Here is a 25,827-nt window from a genome sequence, read left to right as displayed (position 1 = left end):
ATCCACAAATTCCCAACTGTTCGCTACACTGAAAGCAGACACTTTGGTTGGCTCGTAGCGAGGAGACCCCATGAAAATCGGACTTCTGACAAGCGGTGGCGATTGCCCCGGACTCAATGCCGTGATTCGAGGTGCGGTGCTCAACGGCGTCAAAACCTACGACGACGAATTCGTGGGTTTCCGGGACGGCTGGAGAGGTGTGGTCGAGGGCGACATTATGGATCTGCCGCGCACGCGAGTCCGCGGATTGGCCCGCACCGGCGGAACTATCTTGGGTACGTCACGGACCAATCCTTTCGACGGACCCAACGGTGGCCCGGACAAGATTTCCATCATGCTCGAGCGCAATGCGATCGACGCGATCGTCGCGATCGGCGGCGAGGGGACTTTGGCAGGCGCGAAACGTTTGGCCGATGCCGGGCTTCCCGTCGTCGGGGTGCCCAAAACCATCGACAATGACCTCAGCGCAACGGATTACACCTTCGGTTTCGACACGGCCGTCTCCATCGCAACGGATGCCATGGACCGACTTCGCACAACCGGGGAGTCTCACCACAGGTGCATGGTCGCGGAGGTCATGGGCCGACACGTTGGCTGGATCGCGTTGCATTCCGGGATGTCGGCGGGCGCCCACGCCGTGCTCATCCCGGAACAGAAGGTGCCCATGACGCAAGTAGCGGACTGGGTGCGCGAGGTTCATGAGCGAGGCCGTTCACCGCTCGTCGTCGTCGCCGAAGGCTTCATTCCCGAAGGATTCGACGAAGTCGTGCATGAAAAAGGCCTCGAGAAGGACGGCCGTCCCCGATTGGGTGGGATCGGCGAGTACGTCACGCACGAGATCGAGCGTATGACCGGCATCGAAGCTCGCAATACGACGCTGGGGCATATCCAGCGGGGCGGCGCCCCCACCGGATTCGACCGCGTCTTGGCCACCCGCATGGGTATGGCGGTCGTTGACCTGGTGCACGACAAAGAATGGGGCAAAATGGTTGCCCTGCACAGCACGGACATCAACCGCGTTGACTTCGCCGAGGCCCTCAGCGGTCTCAAATCTGTTCCCCAGAACCGCTGGGACGAAGCAAAGGTCCTCTTCGGTCGCTGATTCGTCATCAAAAAAAGACACCAAGCGCCGCACCCTCAAGGGTGCGGCGCTTGATTTTTTGTTCCTAGGAAAGTCCTCCTGCCGGAGAACTGCGGGGCACGGCCGGCTAATCAGCGCAGAAAATCGTTTCGATTGCGTCGCCCGACCGCTTGCCCGGCATCGGGACTGACCACAACGGTCTGCGCGGCTGCGTACTCGACCGACACGGGTTCGGCCTCCCGATCAGGCGATTCCCCGGGCGCGACGTGGGAGGACGTGTCACGGACGATCAGCCGGGAATCCGGGTCCACGCTCCGCTTGACGACGGCCAGAGCGATCGGACCCGACTCATGGTGCAGGGCCACGCTCGTGACCCGACCGACAGAGCGCCTACCGCCTTCCACGAAGATCTCCGAGCCTCGGACAGGAAGCGTGTGTTCGGAACCGTCCAGATCCAAGAACACGAGGCGGCGAGGAGGATGGCCCAGGTTGTGGACCCGAGCGATCGTCTCCTGGCCTTTGTAGCAGCCCTTCGACATGTGCACCGCGGTTCGCATGAGATCAAGCTCGTGCGGAATCGTGCGTTCGTCCACCTCGGTCGCGAAACGGGGACGCCAAGCTTCGATGCGCAATGCTTCCAGGGCCCAGATGCCGACCCACTCGACGTCGAGAGAAGCCAAGTCGCCGCGGGGTATCAAGGTCTCCCAATAGCTCCATGACTGACCGGGATGATTCTCGGCCTCCGCATAGGAGGTGCCGCCCGGGCCTACCCTGGGCCACGGGTCCTCCCAGACCGGAGCGTCTGAGGCGATTCCCGACCTGCCTCGAATATCCGATGTCGAGCCGATCACCGCGAAGTCGTCCGTCTCGTCGGAGACCTCTACACGAAGCATGAACCGCATCGAATCGAGGAAACCCACAAGGCCTTCTTGCTGTCCCGCCTCGACGATCAGCCAGACCTTTTCCGGGCCGACCACCACATGGGGCTGGTATTCAATGCGTCCTTGCGCCGAGAGAAGGGTGGTCTCGGTGCTCGCTCCAGCCGGCAATCCATCGATGACCTGGGATGAAAGAGTCGTGAGCCAGCTGGCTCGGTCCTCGCCCGCGACTGAAACCACTCCCCGATGGGACAGGTCGACAACGACCGGGCGCTCCCCCGAAGACCGTTCGAGCCAACGTTGCTCCCTCGTGGGGTCTCCGTAGTGAGCGGCGACGCCGTCGTCGCAACCCGCGGCTTCGACCGCGCCGTGCACCTTCAGCACCGGTGATGAGTAATTGGTCATGAGACCTCCGTCTTGCGAAGTCGAGCCGAAGCATGCGAACCCATTTTCTGCCCAGCCGCAGCCATGTCCCATGCCCACATCAACTCCCCGTTGACGAGGCCGAACATGCGCGACGCCGCAGTGTATTCCTTGGCATTCGCTCCGCGCATCACGGCATCGGTCGCCATTTGGACGCGGGGCCCCTCGATGGCTCCGACATACAATTCGCTGACCCCGCCCGGGTGATTGATAGTTGCCAGAATGTCGAAGCCCTGGTCCGCGTTGCGGAGCTTCTCGACGTCGGCAGCAGTCGACAGGGCGGGCTCTTCCGCACCAGGAAGCAGGCCCGGGCCTAAGTCCTTCTCTCCCAGCTTGCGATCCAGCTGCCAGAACCCGGTCTCCACTTTGATGGGGCGAGTTCTGTTTCCCTCGTCGTCCAGAAGATAGGACTCAGCCCTGTACTCGAGATAAGGCAGGCCACTATGGCTGAAGTCGACGATCTGGCCGAATTGGCGTTCCTCGGCGTCGGCGTAACCCAGCACGCCCACTCCCTCCCAATGGCCGAGGAGCCAGGCGAAAGGGACGAGTTCGGGGGTTAGATCCGTGGGGATTTCAATAGGCATGAGTCCATCTTAAACGCCAAAAGCCCGAGCATCCATGCCCGGGCTACTGACGATAAATGTTGCTTTACTTCTGGCCCCGGAAAAGACCGCCAATAACGAGCACAGCGCAACCTGCGATCGACAGCGATGCCAGTCCCAAGAGAGTCAGGAACAGGATTTCGAGTGCAATGATCATGAAACCCAAGTTATCACGCGATTGATGAGGAACGCGCCCGCATACCCCAGAATCCCCAAGAACGCGACCGGGGTTACGCCCAGTGTCATGGCACCTCGTCGAGGACCGTCTTCCGGCCCTGCCGCAATCATGCGGGCCCCGACGGCTCCGATGCACAGCGCGAGGACCAAACCGGCGCCCCACACGATGACGCTCGCCTGTGCTTCATGATGAAGCAGTGACATACCGACCCAGCCCGAGGCGCTCACGGAGGTTAGCACCCCAACCGCAGCGGTGATCGTTGATTCGAGACGGGCGGGGGCACCTTCGCCGCGAGCGAGTTCGACCATGAAGGCCACGACGACGCCTATTGCCACCACTGCGGGAAGCAGCGTGAGCAATTTTCCCATGGGGGCTAGGAAGACCAGAGCACAACTGGCCCAACCGCAAGCCGCGAAAATAGCGCTGTGGGACAGGACGTTCTTGCGTCCTCTCCACTCAGCGATACCCGAGGCGGCAGGCCAGCCCCAGGCTATGATCGCGACCATCAGCACGGTCGCGAAAAGCGAGACCCAGGGTTGCAGGATCGCGCCCAACAGGGAAACGACGAGGGCGACGACGCTCGATGCGGCCACGAGCCAATAGCGTTGCTTGCCCTCCGTCCCAACGGTTCGCAACGCGTGGGTGCCAGGAGACACATCGCTGTGCGCCACAAATTCCTCCAGGGTCTTTCAACGGCTTGCCGGGTTCGGCAGGTGTAGTCGTCGAAAGCTGCCGATCGGTCTTTCGTCCTCAGTCTAGCCACCGGTTGGGTCGGGGCAACGAAACGTAGCATGGCGGTTCCTGACGGAGACTTGCCTATACTGACCGACAAAAGGCAACGGAGCCCTCTCCCGCGCGGTGGACGCATATTGTCGGTATCGCGCTTTGACAGAGCGCTCCCGGACAGCCTTATCCGGTGCGCATGAGTAATCCGGAAGGACGACGCCGATGGTCAAGATCCTCGTGTTGAGCGATGCGCCTGGTCCCTGCTCGGATATAGTTCCCTCGCTCGGGCTTCTCGCGCATGAGACCGAGGTGCGTCCGACGTCAGCTTCGGTTTCGGAGATCGAGTCCCGAGCGGCCGACCTGGTTTTTCTCGATGGCCGGGAAGCCTTGCTCACCGCCCGCAATACCGCGCAGTTGCTCAAGGGAACCGGTCTCGAAAACCCCATCATCATGGTTCTCAGTGAAGGCGGCATGGCCGCGGTCTCTCCCTCATGGCTCGTGGATGACATCCTCTTGGCCGCTGCGGGACCCGCAGAAGTCGAAGCGCGCATACGCCTGGCGGGGGTCAAAGCAAACGAAGGCATCCTGGATGAAGACGTCATACGCTGCGGAGACATCGTCGTGGATGAAGCTTCCTATTCGGCCAAGGCCGGATCCCATACCTTGAATCTGACCTACAAGGAGTTTGAACTACTGAAGTTCATGGTCCAGAATTCCGGACGAGTTTTTACGCGGGCCCAGCTGCTGTCCGAGGTCTGGGGGTATGACTATTACGGCGGAACCAGGACGGTCGATGTCCATGTTCGCCGTTTGCGCGCAAAACTTGGACCTGATCATGACCAGTTGATTACCACGGTCCGGAATGTGGGATACAGCCTCACGGAATTGCGGCATCCGGCCGAGGAATAGGGTCTCTCGGCCGTGGTTGACGCCAGGGCCAAAAAGTTCATCCACAGTTGAGCGTTCAGGGCATCGCGCGTCTGCGGGGCTAAAGGCCCTGCTTGTAGAGTGGAAGGTGACACGGCGGCGTCACGACACCGCCGATAATGAAGCGACTCGGATTGGGTAGGTACGCGGTGAATTCAGCGCCCGGAAATGCGACTTCTCGATACTCCGTGGATAGAACACGTCCGTATCCGGAGCTTGTCCGGCACGTGGAGGCCCTTGTCCAGCGTGTCCATTCACAGGACGGTGCCAACCCGTTCTCCGAACAGACCCTGGTTCAACTTCGGCGGGCTGCCGAACAGAACCGCCAGGATGCATCGGCCCCCATTGTCATAACCGCTTACGAAGACGAGAACCTCGTTGGTGTCGCGGTTGCAGCAGCCCCCGACGAGGCTGAGTCGAACGGCACGGTCGAGGGTGCCGTCGCTCCGGGCCATCGCGGAGAAGGCCTCGGCCGAGCCATCGCGGAGTTCCTCCTTGGAGACCAAGGACTCGGGGAAGACGTCAACAAGTATCGGGTGTGGATACACGGGTCCGGCGTCGCCGACAAAACCCGTGACTACTCAGCACCTTTGGCCGCAGTCTCTCTCGCCAACAGCTTCGATTACGTTCCCGTGCGTGAGCTCTGGAAAATGCGCCTCAACCTCACACCGCAGTCACGACGTTCCATCAAAGAGGAAGCCGAGAAACACGCACCGGAACCGCCTGTACACATCCGGACCTTCCAGGATTCCGATGCCGAAGCATGGGTGCGCCTCAACGCACGTGCTTTCGCGGACCACCCGGAGCAGGGACAACTCGGGCTGGAAGATCTTCAGGCCCGCCAGAAAGAATCATGGTTCCGTCCGGAAGGTTTCTTCCTCGCCGAGTCCGAGCAGGATTCCAGCGGAAAACCCGCGCTCTTGGGATTCCACTGGACCAAGATCGAAGAACAAGCCAATGGGTCCCGTGAAGGCGAGGTCTATGCCGTTGGGGTCTCCCCGGATGCACAAGGAACTGGTCTGGGGCGGATCCTGACCCTGGTCGGGATGGACTACCTGGCGCAATTCGGCGAACAAGACGACCCCTCGGAAACGCCGCTCGATGCCATCGTTCTCTATGTCGACGCTGACAATTCCGCGGCAGTTGGACTGTATGAGTCACTGGGTTTCCGTCCGTGGGACGTCGACACCATGTATGCGCCGTCCTCGGCCGTTTCGGACGAGGAAGAAACCCTCGCGAAGCCCGAGCCATCCACCGATTCGGGTCAGAACAATCTGACCCAGCCGGGCCAGTCCACCAACATCGCCAAGATCGAACGTGCGGAAACGCGTGGGGATCGCATCGATGCACCGGAACAATTTTCGACGCCGTTGCTTCAGGGAGATTTCGGCCCGGAACGATTCGCTGACCGGGAAGCGTCGTGGCTGGACTTCAACACGCGTGTCCTCGAATTGGCCGAAGACCCCTCGCTCTACTTGCTGGAGCGGCTCAATTTTCTGTCGATCGTCGCGTCAAACCTCGACGAGTTCTTCATGGTCCGTGTTGCAGGACTCAAACGTCGCATTGCCACAGGTATCGCTGTCCCCTCGGCCTCAGGGCTTACCCCGGACGAGCAGATGGAGCTGATCAGCGAGTCCGCTCACCGGCTGCAACAGCGCCATGCCGAAGTCTTTCATCAGAAGGTTCTTCCCGAGCTCGAGAACGCGAAACTCCACATCGTCGGTTGGGACGATCTCGAGGGCCAGGCCAAGGAGCGACTCACCGCCCAGTTCCGGGAGAGAGTCTTCCCGATCCTCACCCCGCTGGCCGTGGACCCGGCACACCCTTTCCCGTATATCTCCGGCTTGTCGCTGAACCTGGCGGTCATCGTTCGGAACCCTCAGACCGGCAAAGAACTGTTCGCGAGGATCAAGGTTCCGGACCAATTGGATCGGATGATTTCCGTCGATGGCTCGAGGAACGCCAATTCTCCGTCCAGAACCGCGCGGTTCATCCCCCTCGAGGCCATCATCGCCGAACATCTCGATCAGCTTTTCCCGGGCATGGAAGTCGTCGGGCACCATGTCTTCCGCGTCACGCGCAACGAAGACCTCGAGGTCGAAGAGGACGATGCGGAGAACCTCCTCCAGGCCCTGGAGAAAGAGCTTCTGCGTCGCCGTTTTGGGCCGCCGGTCCGGCTGGAGGTCGAAGACACCATCAACCCGGCAATCCTGGATCTTTTGGTCTCGGAACTCAGGGTCGACGATTCCGAGGTATACCGCCTGCCGGCGCCCCTGGATCTGAGGGGCATGTCCAGCATCGTCAAGGTCAATCGCCCCGCGCTGCACTACCCGAAGCACATCGCTCATACCAGTCGGTTCCTCAACGCGGCGGAAACGGCCAAGGCGGCAGACGTGTTCTCGGCAACGCGCGAGCACGACGTACTTCTCCAGCATCCTTATGATTCCTTTGCCACGAGTGTTCAGGCTTTCTTGGAACAAGCGGCCTCCGACCCTCAAGTCATGGCGATCAAGCAGACGCTCTACCGGACTTCGGGCGACTCCCCCATTGTTGACGCACTCATCGAAGCGGCGGAAGCCGGCAAACAGGTCTTGGCCGTGGTTGAGATCAAGGCTCGATTCGATGAGCAGGCAAATATTTCCTGGGCTCGCAAGCTCGAGGAAGCCGGCGTTCACGTGGTCTACGGGATCGTGGGGCTCAAGACGCACTGCAAGCTCTCCCTTGTAGTTCGTCAGGAGTCCGACGGCCTGCGCCGTTACTGCCACATCGGGACGGGAAATTACCATCCGTCCACCGCGCGCTTCTACGAAGATCTGGGACTGCTGACCTGTGACTCTCAGGTCGCAGAAGACGTCTCGCGCTTGTTCAATCAGCTCTCCGGTTACGCTCCCAAGACGGCCTACAAATCCTTGTTGGTTGCGCCCCGGTCCTTGCGGTCGGGACTGATCGACCGCATCAATCGCGAGATCGCCCACAAGCGCGCTGGATTGAATGCCCAAATTCAGATCAAGTGCAATTCGATGGTGGACGAGGCCATCATCGATTCGTTGTACCGCGCCTCGCAAGCTGGAGTCGAAGTCAACATTGTCGTGCGTGGCATTTGCGCCCTGCGGCCTGGGGTGCCTGGGCTGTCCGAGAACATCAAGGTGCGCTCGATCCTGGGCCGTTTCCTCGAACACTCGAGGGTTTTCACCTTCGAGAACGGTGGCAAGCCCGTGGCATACATAGGTTCGGCGGATATGATGCACCGAAACTTGGATCGCCGGGTCGAAGCGCTTGTGCGCATCAAGGATCCAGTGCATATCCGGTACCTTATGGGAGTGATGGCCATGTACATCTCCGAGAAGACTGCCAACTGGCATCTCAGCTCGGACGGCAAGTGGACACGCTTCTCACGGGCGGAGGACGGAACACCCCTCCGAGATATTCAGTCCTGGCTCCTGGAGTCCCGGGCCAAACGAGGAATGTACCCGGGCCAGTAGCCGAGGCTCCATCCGAATTCGACCACGCATCACGTTCGCTCCGCACCGAAGGATTCATTCTCGATGTCAGACCATTCGAAAAGTTCCCCGGCAGTCATAGCTGCTGGTGCCATCTGTTGGCGCGAGGCAAGCGCGGGCCTCGAGGTCCTGATCATCCACCGCCCGAAGTACGACGACTGGTCATGGCCGAAAGGAAAACAGGATGACGGTGAATCCATCCCGGAGACCGCCGTCCGCGAGGTGCATGAGGAGGTCGGCCTCAAGATCACCCTGGGTCCGCCCCTCGCCAAGACCACGTACAAGGTTTCGCGCGGCAAAAAGGATGTCCACTACTGGGCCGCGGAGATCCCCGTTGGAAAGAAGGCGCGGGAAGACAAAGGCGAGGTGGACCGACTCGAATGGGTGAGCCCGAGTGCTGCCCGCGAGGCCCTGACCAATTCGTCCGACAGGTACCCTCTCGACCGGTTACTCGAGTTGTACGAGTCAGGAGACCTCCGGACTCGCCAACTCATCGTGGTCCGACACGCCAAGGCCAAGCCCCGATCCACGTGGTCGCGCGCGGAAAGTGACCGGCCGTTGGCCGCGACCGGAAAACGACAGGCGCACGCCGTCTGGCGTTTGCTCGACGCATGGAAACCAGGAAAAATCGTTTCCAGTCCGTGGTTGCGGTGTATGCAAACGGTCGCCGGTTATGCGAAAGCCAATGGGCTGAGCATCAAGGAAAAGAACCGGCTCACCGAGGCGGAGCACAAACGCAAGCCGGCAAAAGCGGCCAAGCTCATGGAAGCGCTTTTCGAATCTCATCATTCGACGGTCCTGTGCACCCATCGGCCGGTACTGCCGACGATCCTCAAAGTGATCAATCACCACCTCCCCAAGGATCTGCGCGATACCCTGCCGGCCAAGGATCCATACCTGACACCCGGGCAGATGTTGGTGCTCAACATCAGTCTGAAGCACCGTGAACGCGTTATCTCCGTAGAAAAGATTGATCCTTTTGACGACTGACTCTCCCTCCGTACCCACTCCCTATGAAGACTTGTTGCGGGACATCCTGGCCCACGGCAACCATCGGGGGGACCGCACCGGAACCGGTACCACATCGGTTTTCGGACGACAGATGCGGTACGACCTATCGGTTTCCTTCCCTTTGCTGACCACCAAGAATGTTCGGTTCAAGGCCGTGGCACTCGAGTTGTTGTGGTTCCTCCGCGGTTCGACCAACGTTCGGTGGTTGCAGGATCGCAATGTTCATATTTGGGACGAGTGGGCCGACGAGAACGGGGATCTGGGTCCGGTCTACGGTGCGCAATGGCGCTCCTGGCCGACTCCGAGCGGCGAGTCCATCGACCAAATAGCCAAGGTCATCGAATCGTTGAAGGCGAGCCCGTACTCTCGGAGACACATTGTCAGCGCGTGGAACCCCGCCGAGGTCGACGAGATGGCGTTGCCGCCTTGCCACGCCCTGTTCCAGTTCTACGTCGAACCCGTAGAGGGCGGTCCGGATAGGCTGTCCTGTCAGCTGTATCAGCGCTCGGCCGATATGTTTTTGGGAGTTCCGTTCAATATCGCCTCATACGCTTTGCTGACTCGTCTGGTTTCCGACCAGGTGGGTTTGAGTCCCGGAGAGTTCGTCTGGACCGGTGGGGACTGCCATATCTACGACAACCACCGCGATCAAGTGGAATTACAACTCTCCCGCGAACCCAGGCCCTATCCGACGTTGAACATCTCGCACCGTGACTCGATCGACCTGTACGAGTACGAAGATCTCACGGTTCAAGGCTACGATCCCCATCCGTCGATCAAGGCTCCCATCGCGGTATGAGCGAGAGTGTTCCGAACGACTCAATGCCACGATTATCGGCCATTTGGGCGCAAGCTCGAGGACGAATCATCGGGCGCCAGGGCTCAATGCCCTGGTCGGTCCCTTCTGACCTGGCGTTCTTCAAACGCGCAACCTCGGGCGGGCCGGTCGTCATGGGCCGTACGACGTGGGAGTCCTTCCCTGCGCGGTTTCGCCCTCTGCCCGAACGAACCAATATCGTCCTCACCCGGACTTTGCCTTCCCCTGCCGACCCTGTGACCGGCCTCGCCTATCACGACGGTGCGCTCTGGACCAGTGACCTCGCCAAGGCCCTCGAAACGGCCCGACGAGCTCCCCGTTCTGGGGAGGATTTGTGGGTCATCGGCGGTTCGCATCTCTACGAACAAATTCTTCAGTTGAGGGCTGTGCCCGGAGTCCTCGACGGCCGAGTGACCCGCGTGTTGGTCACCGAGCTGGACATCGACGTCGCGGGAGACCGCAAGGCTCCGGAGCTGGGAGCTGAGTGGCACGTCGAGGAAGCGACCGGCGGCATAGATGAACGAGGCAAAGTTGCCGGTCCCTCCGGCACGCTTCAACCGAGGCCCGTTCCCTTCCGGTTCCTCGAGTACCGGAGATAGTCTCCCCTTCTCTGGCCCTGGGTCCGGAACCAAGGTCACCAGATGACAATCCCGGATTGACGTATGTCACGCACATGAGACCAGATGTCGCGACTCTCGCTACACTGGACAACATGGCTTTTCAGTCCGGAGATTCGGTAGGTTTTGTCGGTTGGCGCGGCATGGTGGGTTCAGTTCTCATGAAGCGCATGGAGGAAGAGAAGGACTTCCAGGGAATCACCCCGGTATTCTTCTCGACGTCCAACGCGGGCGGGCCCGCACCCCAGTATCAGGGCGCGCCGGAGGGCGGCACGCTCAAGGACGCGTACGACATCGATGAGCTCGCCGAACTCCCCATCATCGTGACCGCCCAAGGCGGTGACTACACCAAGGCCGTCCATTCCAAGTTGCGCGAGCGCGGCTGGGACGGTCTCTGGATCGATGCGGCGTCGACGTTGCGCATGAATGACGACTCCGTCATCGTCCTGGACCCCGTCAACCGCGACGTCATCGATCGGGGGCTGGATCGCGGGATCAAGGATTTCGTCGGCGGAAATTGCACGGTCTCCTGCCTGCTCATGGGCTTGGGCGGACTCTTCCGGGAGGGGCTCGTCGAGTGGACCACGGCCATGACCTATCAGGCAGCTTCCGGCGGCGGCGCCCGCCACATGCGGGAGGTCCTCAAGGGCTTTCGGGACATTGCCGGGGCGGTCTCCGCAGAGCTTGACGATCCCGCATCGGCGATTCTGGACATCGACCGGACGGCGCTTGACATGCAGCGCTCCGGTGACCTGGACACGCAACAGTTCGGTGTGCCCCTGGCCGGCTCTCTCATCCCGTGGATCGATGCGGACCTGGGCAACGGTCAGTCCCGCGAGGAATGGAAGGCGGACGCGGAGACCAACAAAATTCTGGGTCTCTCGGACGACGAGCGAGTGATCATGGACGGCTTGTGCGTGCGCATTGCGGCCATGCGCTCTCATTCCCAAGCGCTCACCATCAAGTTGACCGATGACCTGCCTGTCGAAGAAATCGAGCACATCATCGATCAGGACAACGAATGGTCAAGGGTCATTCCCAATACAAAGGAAGCGACCATGGACGCCCTGACTCCGGTCGCGGCGTCGGGAACGCTCTCGATTCCCGTGGGCCGTATCCGCAAGCTGGCAATGGGTCCGGAGTACATCTCGGCCTTTACCGTCGGAGACCAGTTGTTGTGGGGAGCGGCAGAACCCCTCCGTCGCATGCTGAATATCGCTACTGGAACGTTGTAGGAGCTCGTCGTGCCGGACCGGGAACCCAAGGACACTGGGTCGATCACCCCGAAGAACATCGATTGGAATGACGACGCCGCAGCGCGCGAATTCTTTGCCGTTCGCCTGGACTCGGGGGTTCCTCCGTACGCCCAACTACGACGCCGCGTCGTCGAGGCGAGACACACCGGAGAACTCGGATCCGGAACACGGTTGCCACCGGTCCGCAAACTTGCCGCTTCGCTTCACCTGGCCAATAACACGGTGGCCAAGGCCTACAAGGAGCTGGAGGCCGCTGGCGTCGTCGAGACGAAAGGGCGCGCCGGAAGCTTCGTGCGCGCGGGTTCCGGCTTGGAGGAAAAGGCCCTCAAGATCACCCACAAGTTTCTGGCGGATCTGGAGAACATTGGGTTGCACCAGAACGAGGCCGAAGCATTGCTACGACGGGTGATTGACGAGACGTCCCCTCTGGACGAACACCCCTAGACCTTGGGGACACGGCGGATACGCCGTGTACGCCCTTGTGCATGAGGCAGTACCAGCCCAGGCGAACTCGTCGGGCGGTGCGGGGCACAGTTGTGGCTTCGCCTGAACTGAGCGTCCAAGAATTCCTTGTGTTGCTTCTTGGCGATGCGTGCTCGGGCTCTCTGCTCCTGGGTACGCTCACGGCGGAGCGCACGCGCTGCTCGCCATGCAGTGAATCGGTGCCACACCGCGACGACCTTTGACTTGGCCCACTGGTTGAAGCGATGAATGATCGGGTATTCGGTCGCCAATACCCCCAAGCCCAAGAAGATCGCAAGCCAGCCCGGACCCGGAGTCACCAACATGATGACGCCGGCGAGCACAATCACTCCGCCCACCGCAGAGACGACTACCTTGTGCAATAAACGCAGCACGGGGTGGCGACCGGTGAATTCCCGGAAACGGTACAAAGCGTGATGCAACCGGCCCTCTCGCTGGCCTTGCTCGATTTCTTTCTCGATTCCCACGGGGCACCCCCTGCTCCTGGACGGAATTCGGTGCGGTGATCGCACGGGCCCGTCACGGGGCCGCACGCCCCGCGGACCTGCTTTTCCTGTTCTCCAGCTTAGTAGCCAGAACACGAGGAGTCGCCATGTTCGGCGAATCCTTATGCGTTGAACATCGAGTATCTCGTTTTCACCTGTGATTTGCCCGAGATAATGAGAAGAAATTCCCCGAGCTAGAGGTGTGTGCCCACCAGAACGGGCTCTGCTTCAAGGGTTACCCCGAACTTTTCGCGAACCCCATCACGGACAGCGCGGGCGATCGCCACGACGTCTTCCGCACGCGCTCCCCCGCGATTTGTGATCGCGAGTGTGTGTTTGGTCGACAAGGAAACCCGCCCCCCAGCGACGGACACGGAATCACCCTCCAAGCCGTAGCCTTTGTCGAAGCCGGCGTGCTGAATGAGCCATGCCGCCGAAAGCTTGGTCTTCGACTCATCGACCTGCCCGGAAGGGTCGAGCACCGGGTAACGCGGGGCGTCATCCGGCACCTGTTCTTGAGTCTCTGCCGCGATGATGGGGTTCGTGAAGAAGGATCCTGTACTGAATGTGTCCCGATCCCGGGGGTCGAGGACCATGCCTTTGCCCGCTCGGAGCCCGAGCACGGTTTCTCTGACTGTTTTCGCCTCCGCCCGGTCCCCGACTTCGACGCCTAGGCGCTGGGCAAGCTCCGTGTAGCGAATCGGCTGCGAGAGGGGGTTGGACTCGAGCGCGAAATCCACGGAGAGAACAACATACCTCGGTGAGCCGTCGTGGATCTCTCGTTTCAGCATCGAAGTACGATACGCGAAATCCAGGTCATCACCCGTAAACGTCAGCCGTTGCCGTGTTTTGCGGTCGTATACGCGGGCGGCACGAAAATGCTGCGAGATCTCTGTGCCGTATGCACCGACATTCTGCACGGGGGTCGCCCCGGTGATCCCGGGGATTCCCGAGAGCGTTTCGAGTCCGCTCAATCCCAATTCCACGCTGTGACGAACCAGACCGTCCCAAGGTTCGCCCGCCGCGCTGCGAAGAGTCACGCGGCCATCGTCATCGGCGACGACGTCCGTGCCGCGCGAAGCGATGTGGAGGACGGTCCCATCGAATCCGGCGTCGCCGACCACCAGGTTGGACCCGCCACCCAGCACGAGAACGCGTTCCCCCGCGTGATCGGCTTCTTGGACGGCGTTCACGATCTCGTCGTCATTTTCTGCTCGCACGTAGCGTCGGGCAGGGCCGCCCACGCCAAGGGTCGTCAATTCGCTCAAAAGGGTCTCAGTCACGCCCTCCAGTCTAACCAGCCTGCAGGTGCATCCCAGACCGCGCAAGGCACGCTAGTCTTCCTCTTCGTCGGCTCCGTCGTGGGATTGCCTCTCGCGAAGAGCCTCTTCCATGCTCATCTGCGGCGCCGAGTTTCCCGGCTTCTCTGTGGTGGGGCCGGCATCGGGCTGGTTGATCCAATGGGCGGTCGAGTCGTCCTCTGAATGTTCAGCGGTCCGCCGGCGAGCCTTTTCGGGTGTGCGTAGCTGCGGCACGAGGCACAGGGACACGATCACCAGAAGGAGTACGACGGCGAGGCCGTTGCGGACTCCGAGGGCTTCCCCGAGGACTCCGAGAAGGGGCGGACCGCCCAGGAAGGCGCCGTATCCGATCGTCGAAACCACGGAGACCCTCGCGGAGGCCCGCACCGGGTCGTCCGCGGCCGCCGACATCCCTACGGGGAAGCCGAGTGCTGCACCGATGCCCCATACGAAAATCGCGACCATCCCAAGCCCGATCCACGGAGAGACAACGAACGTCCCCAAACCGATCACGGCGAGAACGCAAGCAATCCGCATCACCATGATGCGCCCGTAGACGTTCAGGAGTCCGGTGCCAAGAAGCCGTCCGGTCGTCATTGCGGTCACGAAGAGCCCATAGCCGATGGCACCGACTGACGCGCTCGCTCCGTACCCGTTGGTCAGGGCCAACGCGACCCAGTCATTGGCCGAGCCCTCCGCAAGCGCCATGCCGAGAACGAAGATCCCGAGGAGGACGGTCCGCTTCTCGGACCAAGCGTGCCGAACTGAGAACGTCCCGTGGCCGGAGTCGACGATCGCCATCAGGCCGGTGGTCCCCGGTTGGATGTCCTCGCCCTCGTGGCGTGTGTAACGCATCGCCACGGCGACCAGGACGATCACGACCACGTAAACGCTCAACATGTGCCAGAAGACCGAGACGTCCATCGCAGTCATCGCGGTACCGACGACCGAACCGATGACCGTACCGACCGAGAAGCAGCCGTGCATCAACGGCATACGCTGCTTCTTCAGTGCACGCTCGACGGCGGCGCCTTGCACATTGGCCGCGACGGAGAAGGTGGCTTGGCCCAGTCCGAATAGCGCCAACCCGATTCCAGCAACGAGGACGGAGTGCAGGAAAGAAACGCCCACGGCGAGACCAAGGCCCCCGAGCATCATGAAGACGAACGTTAGCCAGAGCGTCTTCTGCGCACCGAGCTTCATCACGACCATGCCCGAGGCCGATACGGACAGGAACGCGCCGAGAGTCTGGGACAACAACAGAATTCCCAGCGGACCTGCGCTGAGGTCGAGCTCTTGTGCGATCGCGGGAACGCGCACAAGCCAAGCGGAAATGGACAGCCCACTGGCCAAGTACACGCCGAGAACAGCATAGAACCAGGAGCGCGTGGAGATCTGCTGAGCCTTGATAAGCGAGCCTCTTTCCGTGCGAAGCGCGTGCGGATGGTGTGATGGAACGCGAGAAAAAATAAACGTGCCGCCCCTGGCCCCCTGCGAGAAAGAGTCTTACAACCTTCAAGGGGAAAGGGCCGGCACGTTATCGCGTCGGTTCTTAATTCCAGACGAGCACCCCGTGCTCAGTCAAGAGACATCGGATATACGGCGAAGTTTTACAAACGAACGATTGCTTGGGCCTTGACCAGGACCTTCTGGGTCTTGCCCTCCACGTCGGGGGCCGAAACCGCGAGGTCGACACGAGCCGTACCGTTTTCTGCGTCCACGGCCCCGATCTTGCCTTCCACAGTAATGATGTTTCCGCCGGTGTCCGGCGTATGGTCGCCCTGCGCGTCCGGGACGAGAACGGGCTTGGTGAATCGGGTCTGGTAGTCGACGATCCGGCCAGGGTCCCCTACCCAGTCGGTCACGATCTGCACCGCGGCTCCCATCGTGAACATACCGTGAGCGATCACGCCGGGCAGCCCGACGGAGCTAGCGAAGCGTTCGTTCCAGTGGATCGGGTTGAAGTCACCACTGGCCCCCGCATATCGGACAAGATCCGCCCGGGTCACGTGGATCTCGCGCGATCCGATGACCTGGCCCTTTTCGATGGACTCAACAGTCGGCTTCTGCATAGCTACTCCTCACCCCGGACGAGAAGTGAAGAAACCGCGGTAGCTACCGGTTCGCCCTTCTCGTCTACTATTTCTTCGCGCGTGGTCACCATTGCTCCGGCCCCCATGCCCCGGACGGCGTCGACGTAGACAGTTGCTGAAAGCTCGTCTCCGGCGACGATGGCGCGGTGGTGCGTAAAACGCTGGTCGGCGTGAACTACTCGTGAAAAGTCGATCCCGGCGGTCGGGTCCTGGATGAGTTCGGCATCGGCGGCCTGACTGACGATAATAGCGAAAGTCGCCGGCGCGACCAGGTCCGCATACCCGAGTTCCCGAGCCGACTCGACATCGAAGTGAGCGCGGGACTCGGCTTTCACCGCCCGTGAGAATTCGCGGATCTTTTCCCGGGACACCGAATAGACCGGAGCGTTCGAGTAAACACGCCCCTGGAGGTCTTCGGCAATGCCCTGATGTTCAGACATGGTACTCCTTGCTGAAGTGGTGCGTAGATGGTTATCGAAAACCACATTACCGGCAGCTCGTACCACCGCTTCTTTGGACTCGTGGTTTCTGCGGAACTGTCGCACACCGGAGTTCGTGTCCGCCCGCGGCCGCCTTGACCGTTCCGGTGAAGGGCACCGGCCAAAGCCTTGGAATAACCTCACAAGAAATCCGGAGAGGTCATGGGCTAACCGGCATATCAACAAAAAATCCCGTCCGGACCGGCTGAGCGAGTCGAACGGGACTTGTTGTAGCGGTGGACGGGCTCGATCCGTCGACCTCACGATTATGAGTCGTGCGCTCTAACCAGCTGAGCTACACCGCCAAGCATGAAAGCGCCCACGTAAAGCAAGTGCTCCACGCAGGCCCTCAACATGAGAGCCCCGACCGGGAATCGATCCCGGGACCTCCATCTTACCAAGATGGCGCTCTACCACTGAGCTATCGGGGCAACGACATAAAACTATACAGTCAGGCGGATAGTCCGACAAATCCGTACAGAGTGCCGTTCCTCACAGGTCCGTGAGGGTCTTAAAACTTCCTGAATCCACCCTTGCGCGCACCCCGGTCGTTCCGGTCGCCACGGAAGCCACCACGGTCCTCACGAGGGCCGCCACGGCCCCCACGGTCTCCGCGGTATCCGCCGCGTCCTCCGCGGTCGCTACGGAAGCCACCACCACGGTTTCCTCCGCCCCGGTTCTGACCGCCACCACGATCCGGTTCAATGTCGATCGTGTTTCCATTGATCTGGATATTCCGGAATTCGTTGATGTTCAGGTTCTCGGGCAAGTCGACCAGCGAGAATCCGCCACGGATGTCGATGTTGCCGACCTGAGAACCGTCGAGGCCGCCTTCGTTCGTAAGCGCTCCCACGATCGAGCCGGGTGAGACTCGCTGCTCGTGTCCGACCTGAATCTTGTACGTGGTCAGGCCTTCGTCACTACGTTTGCGTCCACCGCGCTCCGGGCGCCCTCCACGATCACCACGATCGCCGCGTTCTTCGCGCCCACGGCTTGCCGTCTTGGTCGGCAGTTCGTCCACGAGGAAAGAACGGCCGTTCTGAGCGATCACTGCAATGGCGGCCGCAATATCCTGCGCCGGAACATCGTGCTCGTTTTCGTACTTCTCAACGAGTTCCTTGAAGACGGTCAGGTCTTCGGACTCGATGGTGTCGGTGATCTGCTGTGCGAAGCGCTGCAGGCGATTCGCATTGACATCGTCCGCGGTCGGCATGTGCATCGGCTCGACCTTTTGGCGCGTCGCCTTCTCGATCTGGCGCAACAGGTACTTCTCGCGTGGCGTCATGAACAGGATCGCCTCACCCGCACGGCCCGCACGGCCGGTACGACCAATACGGTGGACGTAGGATTCGGTGTCGTGCGGGATGTCGAAGTTGACCACGAGGCTGATGCGCTCGACGTCGAGGCCGCGAGCCGCAACGTCCGTCGCAACGAGAATGTCCACGCGTCCGTCACGCAACGACTGCACGGTGCGCTCCCGCAGGTTCTGCGGGATATCGCCGTTGATGGCGGCGGCCTGGAATCCACGGGCCTTGAGCTTCTCAGCGACCTCTTCGGTTTCCTTCTTGGTACGCACGAATGCGATGACGCCGTCGTACTCCTCGACCTCGAGCACGCGGGTCATGGCATCCAGCTTGTGGGAGTGCATGACCTGCATGTACCGCTGACGGATATTGGCCGCGGTGGTGGTTTTGGACTCGACGCGCACCTCAATGGGGTCATTGAGGTACTTTTCCGCGAGTTTGCGGATGGTTTTGGGCATGGTCGCCGAGAACAGAGCGACCTGCTTGGTCTTGGGGGTTTTCGCCAGGATCTGCTCGACGTCTTCGGCAAAGCCCATGCGAAGCATTTCGTCCGCCTCGTCAAGCACAAGGTGCTTGATATTCGAAAGGTCGAGCGACCCGCGCTTGAGGTGGTCGATCACACGACCGGGGGTTCCGACGACGACCTGCGCACCGCGGCGCAGTCCTGCCAGCTGAGGGCCGTAAGGAGATCCGCCGTAAACCGGCAGAACCGTGAAATCAGGCATTTCGCTCGCGTAGGAGGAGAACGCCTCGCCGACCTGCAAGGCGAGCTCACGGGTCGGAGCGAGGACGAGCACCTGGGTGTCGCGGTTGGGGCCGTTCACATCAGAGAGCTCGGCGAGATGGGACAGGGCAGGGACAGCAAATGCTGCGGTCTTGCCGGTACCTGTCTGCGCCAGGCCGACGACGTCGCGCCCTTCGAGCAGCAACGGAATCGTCTCGGCCTGAATCGGAGAAGGCTTCTCGTAGCCGACCTTTTCGAGCGAGGCGAGCACTCGGCCGTCGAGGCCCAGGTCAGTGAATTTTACGGAGTTGTCCTCGGCTTCTACCGTCTCGGCAGCGGTGTTCGAGGAGATTTCGGGCAGGGTCTGGTTGGTTTCAGTCACCAATTGGTCCTTATGGGGTTGGGGTTGCACGCACCGTCCCTCATGGACGGCGGCCGGTTATGTCCCCTTGAATCTGCCCGCGAACACGCCCTGAGTTTTCAGGGCCGAATGTTCCTCCTATGGGCGCACCTCTACCGATCTCGTAGATCAGTGAATTTCGGTGAGCACGGCGGCGAGCTATTACACGTCATGCAACGGCCGGGTCCTTCTATCAGTTCAGGACTGACTCGGCACAAAACGGGGAATCCCGGTATTGATGTCTACTTTACCGTATTGAACGAGTTTTGCCGCTCGTTGGTGACGTATCGCTCACCAAGAGCGCTGGAGCACCACGAGCCCATCGTTGTCAAAGGCGATCGTGTACTCCGACCCGTAGCGAGCCTCGGCCTCAGTTGTCGGCCCCTTCGCACCGGGGCCGTTCCAGGTTCCCGACGCCTGGTCCAGGACGATGAATTCGGGGGCCGGGTCACCCTTCGTCCCTATCCACCGAACGTCGTGCCGAGGGACTAAGTACGTGAGAACCGAAAGATCGCTGGCCACGCTCGTGCCCTCGGGAACCACACGGATCGCGCGCTGTTTGGCGTCGACATTCTCCGGCAGCGGCGCCTGTGCAGTCTCGATCGTCGCGGCCAAGGGAGAATACGGCACCAGAACCAGCCCGACCACTGCGGACAGAACCGGTCCCACGGTTGCCATGCGTTCAACAGCTCGTCGGAGCACACCCCCTCGTACCGCCCTGGTCCGCAACGCGGCGTCGAAAACCGCTGCGAAGAGGATAGGCATCAGCACAAGGTTGTAATGCCATGTCGGATCCCAGTAGCCCGAATTGTTGGACAGAAATCGCCACGCCAGCGTTGGAACGCCGACCCAGACGAGCGGCGAACGAAGAAAGGCTCCGGCTCCTGTGACCACAAGGATCATCAGGGTTTGTGTTTTGACCCAAGGGTAGAACATCAGGCCGAAAGACTGCAGGGGATCGGCGACGGCACCCACAATGTCCACTTTGTCCCCGTACGCAAATTGACCGTGCGGGTTCAGCCAAGGAAGGATCACGAAAACCGCGAGCGCACTCCAAGCAAAGCCCCAGAGCATGAGCCCCATCCCCCGTCGGGCATTCCCTGTGCACAACGTCCGGATATTCACGATGCGGCCCGCCCGAACGCCGAGCCCTCTTCCGCGGGCCGATCGTGCCGTGACGAGCAGTCCGATCATAGCCGTCGAAACGCCAAGGTCCTCTTTGACGAAGACCAACGGGACGGACCACAGAACCGCCGCTCGCAACCGCCCCGTGGACAGGTAGCACAACGCCAGGCTCATCAAGGGTATTGCGAAAGATACCTCATGAAACTGCACGCGGATTCCTTCGAGTACACCGAAACTCAGCGCGAACCCCAGCGAAAGGCACACGCCACGCAGAACGCCCAAGTGGCGCGTTCCAAACCAACCGAAAACCGCCACAGCAGTCGCCAGCAAGGCGTCTTGGACGACCATGAGGGTAAGGCCCGATGGCGACATGGCGTACAGGGGCCCCAAGAGGACAAGAATCGGGTGGAAGTGATCCCCCAGCAGGTTGAACCCGGCCCCCTTGATATCCACGATCGGGGCTGAGAAACTCGCATACTGCTTGGCCGCTTGGGCGAAAATAGCCAAGTCCCAGGACGGCGTCTGCATCCTCCCCCACTGCTGCAAGGACATGAATACATAGACAGCCAGGGAAACAGTTCCCATCAGAGCGGCGACGACCTTGGGGTGCCAACGCCCCGGTGTACGAGGCATGACTCGCGATACGGAGATTCGACGACCGACGGAGCGAACCGGCGAGGAACTACTCATCGTGGATGACCTGCAGACTGTCGTGGATTCGGATCTCTGGCGCGTCGGAACAGACCGTTTCGTCATGCGATGATGGACCGCATGTCCACCGTATATGCATCCGAACGGCGCCTGGTGCCTCAGGCACCCGCGGATCTTGCGCGGACTCTATCGGTCCTGAGGCGCGGGAAGCACGATCCGACAGTCTACGTGGAATCCGCACCTGGCCGGACTCGGGTATTCATGACCGCGCGCGCCCCGGAGCACGAAGGCTCAGGCGTCGCCGCGGTCCTCGAGCAGGTCGCTACCTCGGGACTGGTGGCTTGGGCGCCGATCGACATCGTCGCGTGGGGCGAGGAGCCTCGAGAAGTCGAACAGTTCCTGGCTTCCGCCGATCGCCTCACCGGGCTCGACGACGACTGGTCGACCTTTGCTGCATCTGCCGAATTCTCACTTATTCCGCACCACGCTCGCTCTGCGTATCGTCTCAAACCTGGTTTGCGGCTCAGCGCTACGGGGTGGGTTTTCAAACAAACGGTCACGGCCGTTTTCGAACAGAGAGTGACCGGAAGCGAAGCAATAGGCGCTTGGCAACGGCTCGTTCGCCGAAACGGTTCCGCCCCACCGCCCAGCCCACCGGGGGTCGCCTCATTGCCCGAAGGCATGTCAGTCTTCCCGACTCCCAGGAAATGGTTGTCCATTCCATCGTGGGAGTGGCGGCGGGCCGGCGTCGACGCACACCGGGCCGATGCGATACGGCGCGTCGCCGATAACGCTCCCGCCCTGATCGACCTGACCGCGACGGCAGACCCGGGGTCCGTAGCCCGCGGACTGGCAGGAATCCGCGGAGTCGGGCCATGGACCATTGCGGAAGCCATGCAAAGGTCACACGGATTGGCCGACGCCGTCAGCGTAGGTGATTACCATGTGGCGCACGGTGTCTGTTTTGCGCTGGAAGGAAAGCGGGGGGACGACACTCGCATGCTCGAGCTCCTCAAGCCGTGGGCCGGGAACCGCCAACGAGTTGTGCGGATGCTCGGGCTATCCGGCGTTAAAGAGCCCCGGCGAGGACCGAGGGTTGCCCCTCGGTCTCTCGCCGGTTGATTGAAGTCTTTGGTCACCGGGGCGCAGGCGCCCCTGAATGGTTAGGCCTGGCCGGGGTCCCCGCCGGGCTGGCTCTCCTGCTGGGCCGCTTCCTTTTCGGCTTGGGCAATCTGCTCGCGGACTTCGTCCATGTCGAGGCCTTGGACGGCCTCGATGACCTGCTCCAGCTGAGACCCGTTGAGGGCACCCGGTTGTGCAAAGACGAGCGTCTGCTCGCGGAAAGCCATGAGAGTCGGAATCGAGGTGATCCCGGCTGCAGCTGCCAGCTGCTGCTGGTCCTCGGTATCGACCTTGCCGAACACGACGTCCTCGTACTTCTCCGAAGCGGACTCGAAGACGGGGGCGAACTGCTTGCAGGGCCCACACCATTCGGCCCAGAAATCGACCAGGACGATGTCGTTGTTCCCGATCGTGTCGTTGAGATTCTCTTGCGTCAGTTCAATAGTCGCCATGGCGTAGACACTACATATTGCGCGCCAACCGGCCCAAAGACTTTCACCAATAGCTCACAGAACGGCGGGGTAGCAAAAAACCGGGTGGCGATATGCATATGAGCTTCGCCCCCGGCCGCGCGGGCGATGTGGGCGTTAAAAGCAAACAAGCCGTGAACTGACGATCGAGTTCACGGCTTGTGCGCAGCGGTGGCAGGTGAGGGATTCGAACCCCCGTAGGCAGTGCCAGCTGATTTACAGTCAGCCCCCTTTGGCCGCTCGGGTAACCTGCCGAGCATTCCCTCGATCCCAGAAGGACCGTAAGGAACCGCGCTCCCGTCAACGGGAGCGGGTTCAACAGTACCCAAAGACTCGCGAGATACACAAACCGCCTACCGTATTCCGAAGGCTTTGTGATCAACCACACTCTTGCGGTCCCGCGTCAGGGCCTCCTGCCAGCCACGGATTCGCCCCAATCTAGGCGGTCGGGGACGCGGCCTGCTCTTCGAGAAGCCGACTCTCCATGCGCGCCAGGAACTTTTCGAGTTGGTCCTGGGTGATCTCTCCTCGGGCCAGTGAAGCTTCAAGATCTTCACGAACCCCGGCGAGCCGATGAAGGAGCTCGGGATTGACGAGCCTCTGCCCGGCCTCGCCATCACTCACGACGGACCTGCGACCATGCGAGATGATGACCGAGCGGTTGGACGTTGAACGGTATGTGGTCAGATCCGAGACATACCGTTTCGTGACGTTGGCACGCGAACCACGGGGGCCGCCATTGAATCTCGAGGTGGTGTTCATGATTCCAGTCTGGGACGCATACCTGTGAGGACCACCGGAATCAGATGACGATTCGATAACGATTCAGTCCAGGTTGTCTCACAGTGCGGCATCGTCACTTTGAACCCGTCCGAGCACGGGGCACACGTGCTTTAAGCTGGGACCGATCCCATTCCTCGACGATAGGAGTCCACCGTGGCCAGCGAATCCTCATTCGACATTGTCAGCAAGGTCGACACGCAGGAAGTGTCCAACGCTCTCAACCAGGCAGCCAAGGAGGTTTCCCAGCGATACGACTTCCGCGGAGTCGGAGCCTCCATCGATTTTTCGGGAGAAAAGATCCTGATCAAGGCGAATTCAGAAGAACGCGCCAAGGCGGTCCTCGACGTCTTCAAGTCCAAGCTCGTCAAACGCGGAATATCACTCAAGTCCCTCGACGCGGGCGAGCCGTTCGCTTCCGGCAAGGAGTACCGCATCGAATCCTCAATCAAGGAGGGTATCGCTCAGGACCAAGCGAAAAAGATCTCCAAGCTGATCCGGGACGAGGGCCCCAAAGGTGTGAAGGCGACCATTCAAGGGGACGAGCTGCGAGTTTCGTCCAAATCTCGGGACGATCTCCAAGACGTGATGGCGACCCTCAAGTCCGCGGACCTCGACGTGGATCTTCAGTTCGTGAACTACCGGTAGGTATCACCGGCATTTCGGCGTCAACGCCTCGCGTTAGTTATAACGCGGGGCGTTTCCGCCGTAACCAGCCATATTCTCGAGTCGGGCAATGCGCTTGTCCATCGGAGGGTGCGTTGAAAACAGATTCTGGGCTTGGGCCATGCGGAACGGATTGGCAATCATCATGTGAGCCGCATTGACCGTTCTCTGGTTCTCCGGGTCCATCGGGACCTGCTGAGTTCCCTGCTGAAGCTTTCGGAGCGCCGAGGCGAGCGCCAACGGGTCATCGGTCAGCTGAGCACCGTCCTGGTCGGCGTCGTATTCGCGAGTCCTGCTCACCGCAAGTTGGATGATCGTCGCGGCCAAGGGTGCCAGAAGCGCCATAAGGATCGCTGCAATGGGATTTCCACCGCGTTCACGGCCGCCGAATGCCCCGCCGAAGAACATCATGATTTGGGCGACGGAGGTGATCACACCGGCTATCGCCGCCGAAATCGAAGATGTGAGGATGTCCCGGTTGTACACGTGCATGAGCTCGTGGCCCAGGACCCCTCGGAGTTCCCTCTCATTGAGCAATTGCAGGATGCCCTCAGTGCAGCACACGGCAGAATGCTCGGGATTGCGACCTGTCGCGAAAGCATTGGGCGACATGGTCGGCGCGATGAACAACTTGGGCATGGGCTGGTTCGCCTTGGATGAGAGCTCTTCGACGATCCGGTACATACCCGGCGCTTCTTCTCTCGAAACAGGGCGCGCCTGCATCGACGCGATGGCGATCTTGTCACTGTTCCAGTAACTGACAGCGGTCGCGATCAGGCCGCCGATGGCAAACAACCAGATGAAGATGCTGCTGCCACTACCTGCAGAGAGGACGGCACCGACCGCGAGCAGGACGCCGAACATCCCGCCCATGAGAAGGACGGTTTTGAGTCCATTGAAATGATTGTGCATGTTTCCGCGCATCTCCTTGCGTGGCCGTGGGTTCTGGCGCGCTGAGCCCTGGGCGCAATAATCACCCAGGGACTCGAGATGGTTCAACTGTAAAGCACTTCGCGCCCTGAAACGACTGTGTTTTCCGAGGGCCAACCGCAGAGCTTGCCAAATCTGGACTTGGCTTGGGCACACGTGGACACGATGAATTTCCACAGGGAATTCTTATTGTGAGCGACTCAAAATAACGCTAGACTGAGGAACATGACATCGGTTCAGCCAAATACCAGCAACGCGCCCGAGGGCAGCTCCCTCGATCACTTGCGCGCCGACTGGTCCGGCGAACTCCGTTCCCACGGTCGGCGGGTTACCAAGCAACGTCTAGCGGTGTTGTCCGCAGTTCACCGGAACCAGCATTCCCCCGCGGAGGACATCGTCGAATACGTGCGGGACGAACTGCCGAATATCACCGTCCAGTCCGTGTACGTCGTTTTGGCGGACCTCACGGAGATCGAATTACTGCGGAAATTCCAGCCGCCGAGCACACCGGCACTCTACGAGACGCGAGCATCCGACAACCATCACCACGCCCTGTGCGTGGTCTGTGGCCGCGTCGAGGACGTGGACTGCGCTGTCGGCGAAGCGCCTTGCTTGGCTCCAAGCGATGCCCACGGTATGACGATCATCGCGGCCGACGTCGTCTACCGCGGAATCTGCGCCGATTGTCAGTCCGAACGGGCCGCAACCGCTGCGAACGGTCCACACTCTGCGGCAGCGGCCGCGGGTCCACATCTGTCCGGGCTCACCACTCACTGAGTCCGGCAATCACCACACAAC

25 protein-coding genes, 3 tRNA genes and 1 pseudogene are annotated in these 25,827 nt (G+C 61.0%); 13 read left to right on the top strand and 16 right to left on the bottom strand.

The features are described 5' to 3' along the window. Positions 1-70 precede the first annotated feature (70 nt). Positions 71-1,102, top strand: a complete 1,032-nt coding sequence (locus sake_RS03650) for a 6-phosphofructokinase (protein WP_129359243.1) — start codon at positions 71-73, stop codon at positions 1,100-1,102. A 110-nt stretch (positions 1,103-1,212) separates the two neighbouring features. Here sake_RS03650 and sake_RS03645 read toward each other — a convergent pair whose 3' ends face one another. The 3 genes from sake_RS03645 to sake_RS03635 form a co-directional block, all read right to left on the bottom strand. After that, positions 1,213-2,364, bottom strand: coding sequence for a folate-binding protein YgfZ (locus sake_RS03645; protein WP_178945473.1), 1,152 nt, complete (start codon positions 2,362-2,364; stop codon positions 1,213-1,215). Then, positions 2,361-2,966: an FABP family protein gene (locus sake_RS03640; protein ID WP_178945472.1), complete on the bottom strand. Its 606-nt coding sequence runs from the start codon at positions 2,964-2,966 to the stop codon at positions 2,361-2,363. The genes sake_RS03645 and sake_RS03640 overlap by 4 nt, the downstream gene beginning before the upstream one ends. 171 nt (positions 2,967-3,137) lie before the next feature. Then, positions 3,138-3,833: a hypothetical protein gene (locus tag sake_RS03635; protein ID WP_129359237.1), complete on the bottom strand. Its 696-nt coding sequence runs from the start codon at positions 3,831-3,833 to the stop codon at positions 3,138-3,140. Between the two features lie 277 nt (positions 3,834-4,110). On the opposite strand from sake_RS03635, the gene sake_RS03630 reads away from it, so the two are divergent. The 8 genes and pseudogenes from sake_RS03630 to sake_RS03600 all read left to right on the top strand — a co-directional run bounded on the left by sake_RS03630 (position 4,111) and on the right by sake_RS03600 (position 12,460). Next, on the top strand, positions 4,111-4,797 hold the full coding sequence (locus sake_RS03630) for a response regulator transcription factor (protein ID WP_178945471.1): 687 nt from the start codon (positions 4,111-4,113) through the stop codon (positions 4,795-4,797). 137 nt (positions 4,798-4,934) lie between these two features. Next, positions 4,935-5,999 (top strand): annotated as a pseudogene (gene mshD, locus sake_RS13385) (mycothiol synthase); the annotation flags it as partial. Positions 6,000-6,005: 6 nt separating this feature from the next. Then, positions 6,006-8,297 carry an RNA degradosome polyphosphate kinase gene (locus tag sake_RS13380; RefSeq protein WP_371811971.1) on the top strand — a complete coding sequence of 764 codons (2,292 nt, stop codon included), beginning with the start codon at positions 6,006-6,008 and terminating at the stop codon, positions 8,295-8,297. A gap of 63 nt (positions 8,298-8,360) precedes the next feature. After that, positions 8,361-9,305, top strand: a complete 945-nt coding sequence (locus tag sake_RS03620) for an NUDIX hydrolase (protein ID WP_129359231.1) — start codon at positions 8,361-8,363, stop codon at positions 9,303-9,305. After that, positions 9,295-10,125 carry a thymidylate synthase gene (locus tag sake_RS03615; protein ID WP_178945469.1) on the top strand — a complete coding sequence of 277 codons (831 nt, stop codon included), beginning with the start codon at positions 9,295-9,297 and terminating at the stop codon, positions 10,123-10,125. The genes sake_RS03620 and sake_RS03615 overlap by 11 nt, the downstream gene beginning before the upstream one ends. Further along, positions 10,122-10,742 (top strand): dihydrofolate reductase, encoded by a 621-nt coding sequence (locus tag sake_RS03610; RefSeq protein WP_129359227.1) that lies wholly within the window; start codon positions 10,122-10,124, stop codon positions 10,740-10,742. Before sake_RS03615 ends, sake_RS03610 begins: the two co-directional genes overlap by 4 nt. Before the next feature lie 113 nt (positions 10,743-10,855). Next, the gene (asd, locus tag sake_RS03605; protein WP_129359225.1) at positions 10,856-11,995 is read left to right on the top strand and encodes an aspartate-semialdehyde dehydrogenase; all 1,140 of its coding nucleotides are present in this window, start codon (positions 10,856-10,858) and stop codon (positions 11,993-11,995) included. A gap of 9 nt (positions 11,996-12,004) precedes the next feature. After that, complete coding sequence (locus sake_RS03600) at positions 12,005-12,460, top strand: GntR family transcriptional regulator (protein ID WP_238147554.1); 456 nt, start codon at positions 12,005-12,007, stop codon at positions 12,458-12,460. On the opposite strand, the gene sake_RS03595 is transcribed toward sake_RS03600, so the two are convergent. The 9 genes from sake_RS03595 to sake_RS03555 all read right to left on the bottom strand — a co-directional run bounded on the left by sake_RS03595 (position 12,457) and on the right by sake_RS03555 (position 21,043). Continuing rightward, positions 12,457-12,966 (bottom strand): PGPGW domain-containing protein, encoded by a 510-nt coding sequence (locus sake_RS03595; protein WP_129359223.1) that lies wholly within the window; start codon positions 12,964-12,966, stop codon positions 12,457-12,459. The genes sake_RS03600 and sake_RS03595 overlap by 4 nt on opposite strands. A gap of 212 nt (positions 12,967-13,178) precedes the next feature. Next, the gene (locus tag sake_RS03590) at positions 13,179-14,267 is read right to left on the bottom strand and encodes a UDP-N-acetylmuramate dehydrogenase (protein WP_178945468.1); all 1,089 of its coding nucleotides are present in this window, start codon (positions 14,265-14,267) and stop codon (positions 13,179-13,181) included. A 51-nt stretch (positions 14,268-14,318) separates the two neighbouring features. Continuing rightward, entirely contained in the window at positions 14,319-15,644 is a 1,326-nt protein-coding gene (locus sake_RS03585; protein WP_238147553.1) for an MFS transporter, read from the bottom strand. A 251-nt stretch (positions 15,645-15,895) separates the two neighbouring features. Then, complete coding sequence (locus sake_RS03580; protein WP_129359217.1) at positions 15,896-16,357, bottom strand: MaoC family dehydratase; 462 nt, start codon at positions 16,355-16,357, stop codon at positions 15,896-15,898. Positions 16,358-16,359: 2 nt separating this feature from the next. Further along, a complete protein-coding gene (locus tag sake_RS03575; RefSeq protein ID WP_129359215.1) occupies positions 16,360-16,818 on the bottom strand; it encodes a MaoC family dehydratase N-terminal domain-containing protein in 459 nt (152 codons plus the stop codon). Positions 16,819-17,088: 270 nt separating this feature from the next. Then, positions 17,089-17,162, bottom strand: a tRNA-Met gene (locus tag sake_RS03570). Between the two features lie 54 nt (positions 17,163-17,216). Continuing rightward, a tRNA-Thr gene (locus sake_RS03565) sits at positions 17,217-17,288 on the bottom strand. Positions 17,289-17,368: 80 nt separating this feature from the next. Then, a complete protein-coding gene (locus tag sake_RS03560) occupies positions 17,369-19,297 on the bottom strand; it encodes a DEAD/DEAH box helicase (protein ID WP_178945467.1) in 1,929 nt (642 codons plus the stop codon). Positions 19,298-19,576: 279 nt separating this feature from the next. Then, on the bottom strand, positions 19,577-21,043 hold the full coding sequence (locus tag sake_RS03555) for a DUF2079 domain-containing protein (protein WP_178945466.1): 1,467 nt from the start codon (positions 21,041-21,043) through the stop codon (positions 19,577-19,579). Here sake_RS03555 and sake_RS13520 point away from each other — a divergent pair. Next, a complete protein-coding gene (locus tag sake_RS13520) occupies positions 21,042-21,173 on the top strand; it encodes a hypothetical protein (protein ID WP_255411238.1) in 132 nt (43 codons plus the stop codon). The two genes, sake_RS03555 and sake_RS13520, sit on opposite strands and share 2 nt — an antisense overlap. An 8-nt stretch (positions 21,174-21,181) precedes the next feature. Continuing rightward, entirely contained in the window at positions 21,182-22,183 is a 1,002-nt protein-coding gene (locus tag sake_RS03550; protein ID WP_178945465.1) for a DNA-3-methyladenine glycosylase, read from the top strand. A 41-nt stretch (positions 22,184-22,224) separates the two neighbouring features. Here sake_RS03550 and trxA read toward each other — a convergent pair whose 3' ends face one another. From trxA to sake_RS03535, 3 genes are all read right to left on the bottom strand, one after another. Beyond that, positions 22,225-22,635 (bottom strand): thioredoxin, encoded by a 411-nt coding sequence (trxA, locus tag sake_RS03545; protein WP_129359207.1) that lies wholly within the window; start codon positions 22,633-22,635, stop codon positions 22,225-22,227. A 190-nt stretch (positions 22,636-22,825) separates the two neighbouring features. After that, a tRNA-Tyr gene (locus sake_RS03540) sits at positions 22,826-22,907 on the bottom strand. 184 nt (positions 22,908-23,091) lie between these two features. Beyond that, positions 23,092-23,415 (bottom strand): hypothetical protein, encoded by a 324-nt coding sequence (locus sake_RS03535; RefSeq protein ID WP_129359205.1) that lies wholly within the window; start codon positions 23,413-23,415, stop codon positions 23,092-23,094. 174 nt (positions 23,416-23,589) lie between these two features. On the opposite strand from sake_RS03535, the gene sake_RS03530 reads away from it, so the two are divergent. Further along, entirely contained in the window at positions 23,590-24,081 is a 492-nt protein-coding gene (locus tag sake_RS03530) for a YajQ family cyclic di-GMP-binding protein (protein ID WP_129359203.1), read from the top strand. Between the two features lie 33 nt (positions 24,082-24,114). On the opposite strand, the gene htpX is transcribed toward sake_RS03530, so the two are convergent. Further along, a complete protein-coding gene (gene htpX / locus sake_RS03525; protein WP_129359201.1) occupies positions 24,115-25,011 on the bottom strand; it encodes a zinc metalloprotease HtpX in 897 nt (298 codons plus the stop codon). A 243-nt stretch (positions 25,012-25,254) separates the two neighbouring features. Here htpX and sake_RS03520 point away from each other — a divergent pair, with 243 nt between their 5' ends. Continuing rightward, complete coding sequence (locus sake_RS03520; protein ID WP_129359199.1) at positions 25,255-25,806, top strand: Fur family transcriptional regulator; 552 nt, start codon at positions 25,255-25,257, stop codon at positions 25,804-25,806. Positions 25,807-25,827 lie beyond the last annotated feature (21 nt).

The organism is Kocuria sp. TGY1127_2, from assembly GCF_013394385.1.
In the GTDB taxonomy this organism is placed as follows: Bacteria; Actinomycetota; Actinomycetes; order Actinomycetales; family Micrococcaceae; genus Rothia.
Note: the sequence above shows the minus strand (reverse complement) of the source record. Positions and strands in the feature narration are given on the sequence as shown.

Excerpts from the sequence above, each read along its gene's own strand:
- sake_RS03610 (WP_129359227.1), top strand. The coding sequence starts at position 10,122 with ATGAGCGAGAGTGTTCCGAACGACTCAATGCCACGATTATCGGCCATT.
- sake_RS03550 (WP_178945465.1), top strand. The coding sequence starts at position 21,182 with ATGTCCACCGTATATGCATCCGAACGGCGCCTGGTGCCTCAGGCACCC.
- sake_RS13380 (WP_371811971.1), top strand. The coding sequence starts at position 6,006 with ATGTATGCGCCGTCCTCGGCCGTTTCGGACGAGGAAGAAACCCTCGCG.
- trxA (WP_129359207.1), bottom strand. The coding sequence starts at position 22,635 with ATGGCGACTATTGAACTGACGCAAGAGAATCTCAACGACACGATCGGG.
- sake_RS03520 (WP_129359199.1), top strand. The coding sequence starts at position 25,255 with ATGACATCGGTTCAGCCAAATACCAGCAACGCGCCCGAGGGCAGCTCC.
- sake_RS03535 (WP_129359205.1), bottom strand. The coding sequence starts at position 23,415 with ATGAACACCACCTCGAGATTCAATGGCGGCCCCCGTGGTTCGCGTGCC.
- sake_RS13520 (WP_255411238.1), top strand. The coding sequence starts at position 21,042 with ATGACTCGCGATACGGAGATTCGACGACCGACGGAGCGAACCGGCGAG.
- sake_RS03645 (WP_178945473.1), bottom strand. The coding sequence starts at position 2,364 with ATGACCAATTACTCATCACCGGTGCTGAAGGTGCACGGCGCGGTCGAA.
- sake_RS03580 (WP_129359217.1), bottom strand. The coding sequence starts at position 16,357 with ATGCAGAAGCCGACTGTTGAGTCCATCGAAAAGGGCCAGGTCATCGGA.
- asd (WP_129359225.1), top strand. The coding sequence starts at position 10,856 with ATGGCTTTTCAGTCCGGAGATTCGGTAGGTTTTGTCGGTTGGCGCGGC.
- sake_RS03575 (WP_129359215.1), bottom strand. The coding sequence starts at position 16,818 with ATGTCTGAACATCAGGGCATTGCCGAAGACCTCCAGGGGCGTGTTTAC.
- sake_RS03640 (WP_178945472.1), bottom strand. The coding sequence starts at position 2,966 with ATGCCTATTGAAATCCCCACGGATCTAACCCCCGAACTCGTCCCTTTC.
- sake_RS03620 (WP_129359231.1), top strand. The coding sequence starts at position 8,361 with ATGTCAGACCATTCGAAAAGTTCCCCGGCAGTCATAGCTGCTGGTGCC.
- sake_RS03650 (WP_129359243.1), top strand. The coding sequence starts at position 71 with ATGAAAATCGGACTTCTGACAAGCGGTGGCGATTGCCCCGGACTCAAT.
- sake_RS03630 (WP_178945471.1), top strand. The coding sequence starts at position 4,111 with ATGGTCAAGATCCTCGTGTTGAGCGATGCGCCTGGTCCCTGCTCGGAT.
- htpX (WP_129359201.1), bottom strand. The coding sequence starts at position 25,011 with ATGCACAATCATTTCAATGGACTCAAAACCGTCCTTCTCATGGGCGGG.
- sake_RS03555 (WP_178945466.1), bottom strand. The coding sequence starts at position 21,043 with ATGCCTCGTACACCGGGGCGTTGGCACCCCAAGGTCGTCGCCGCTCTG.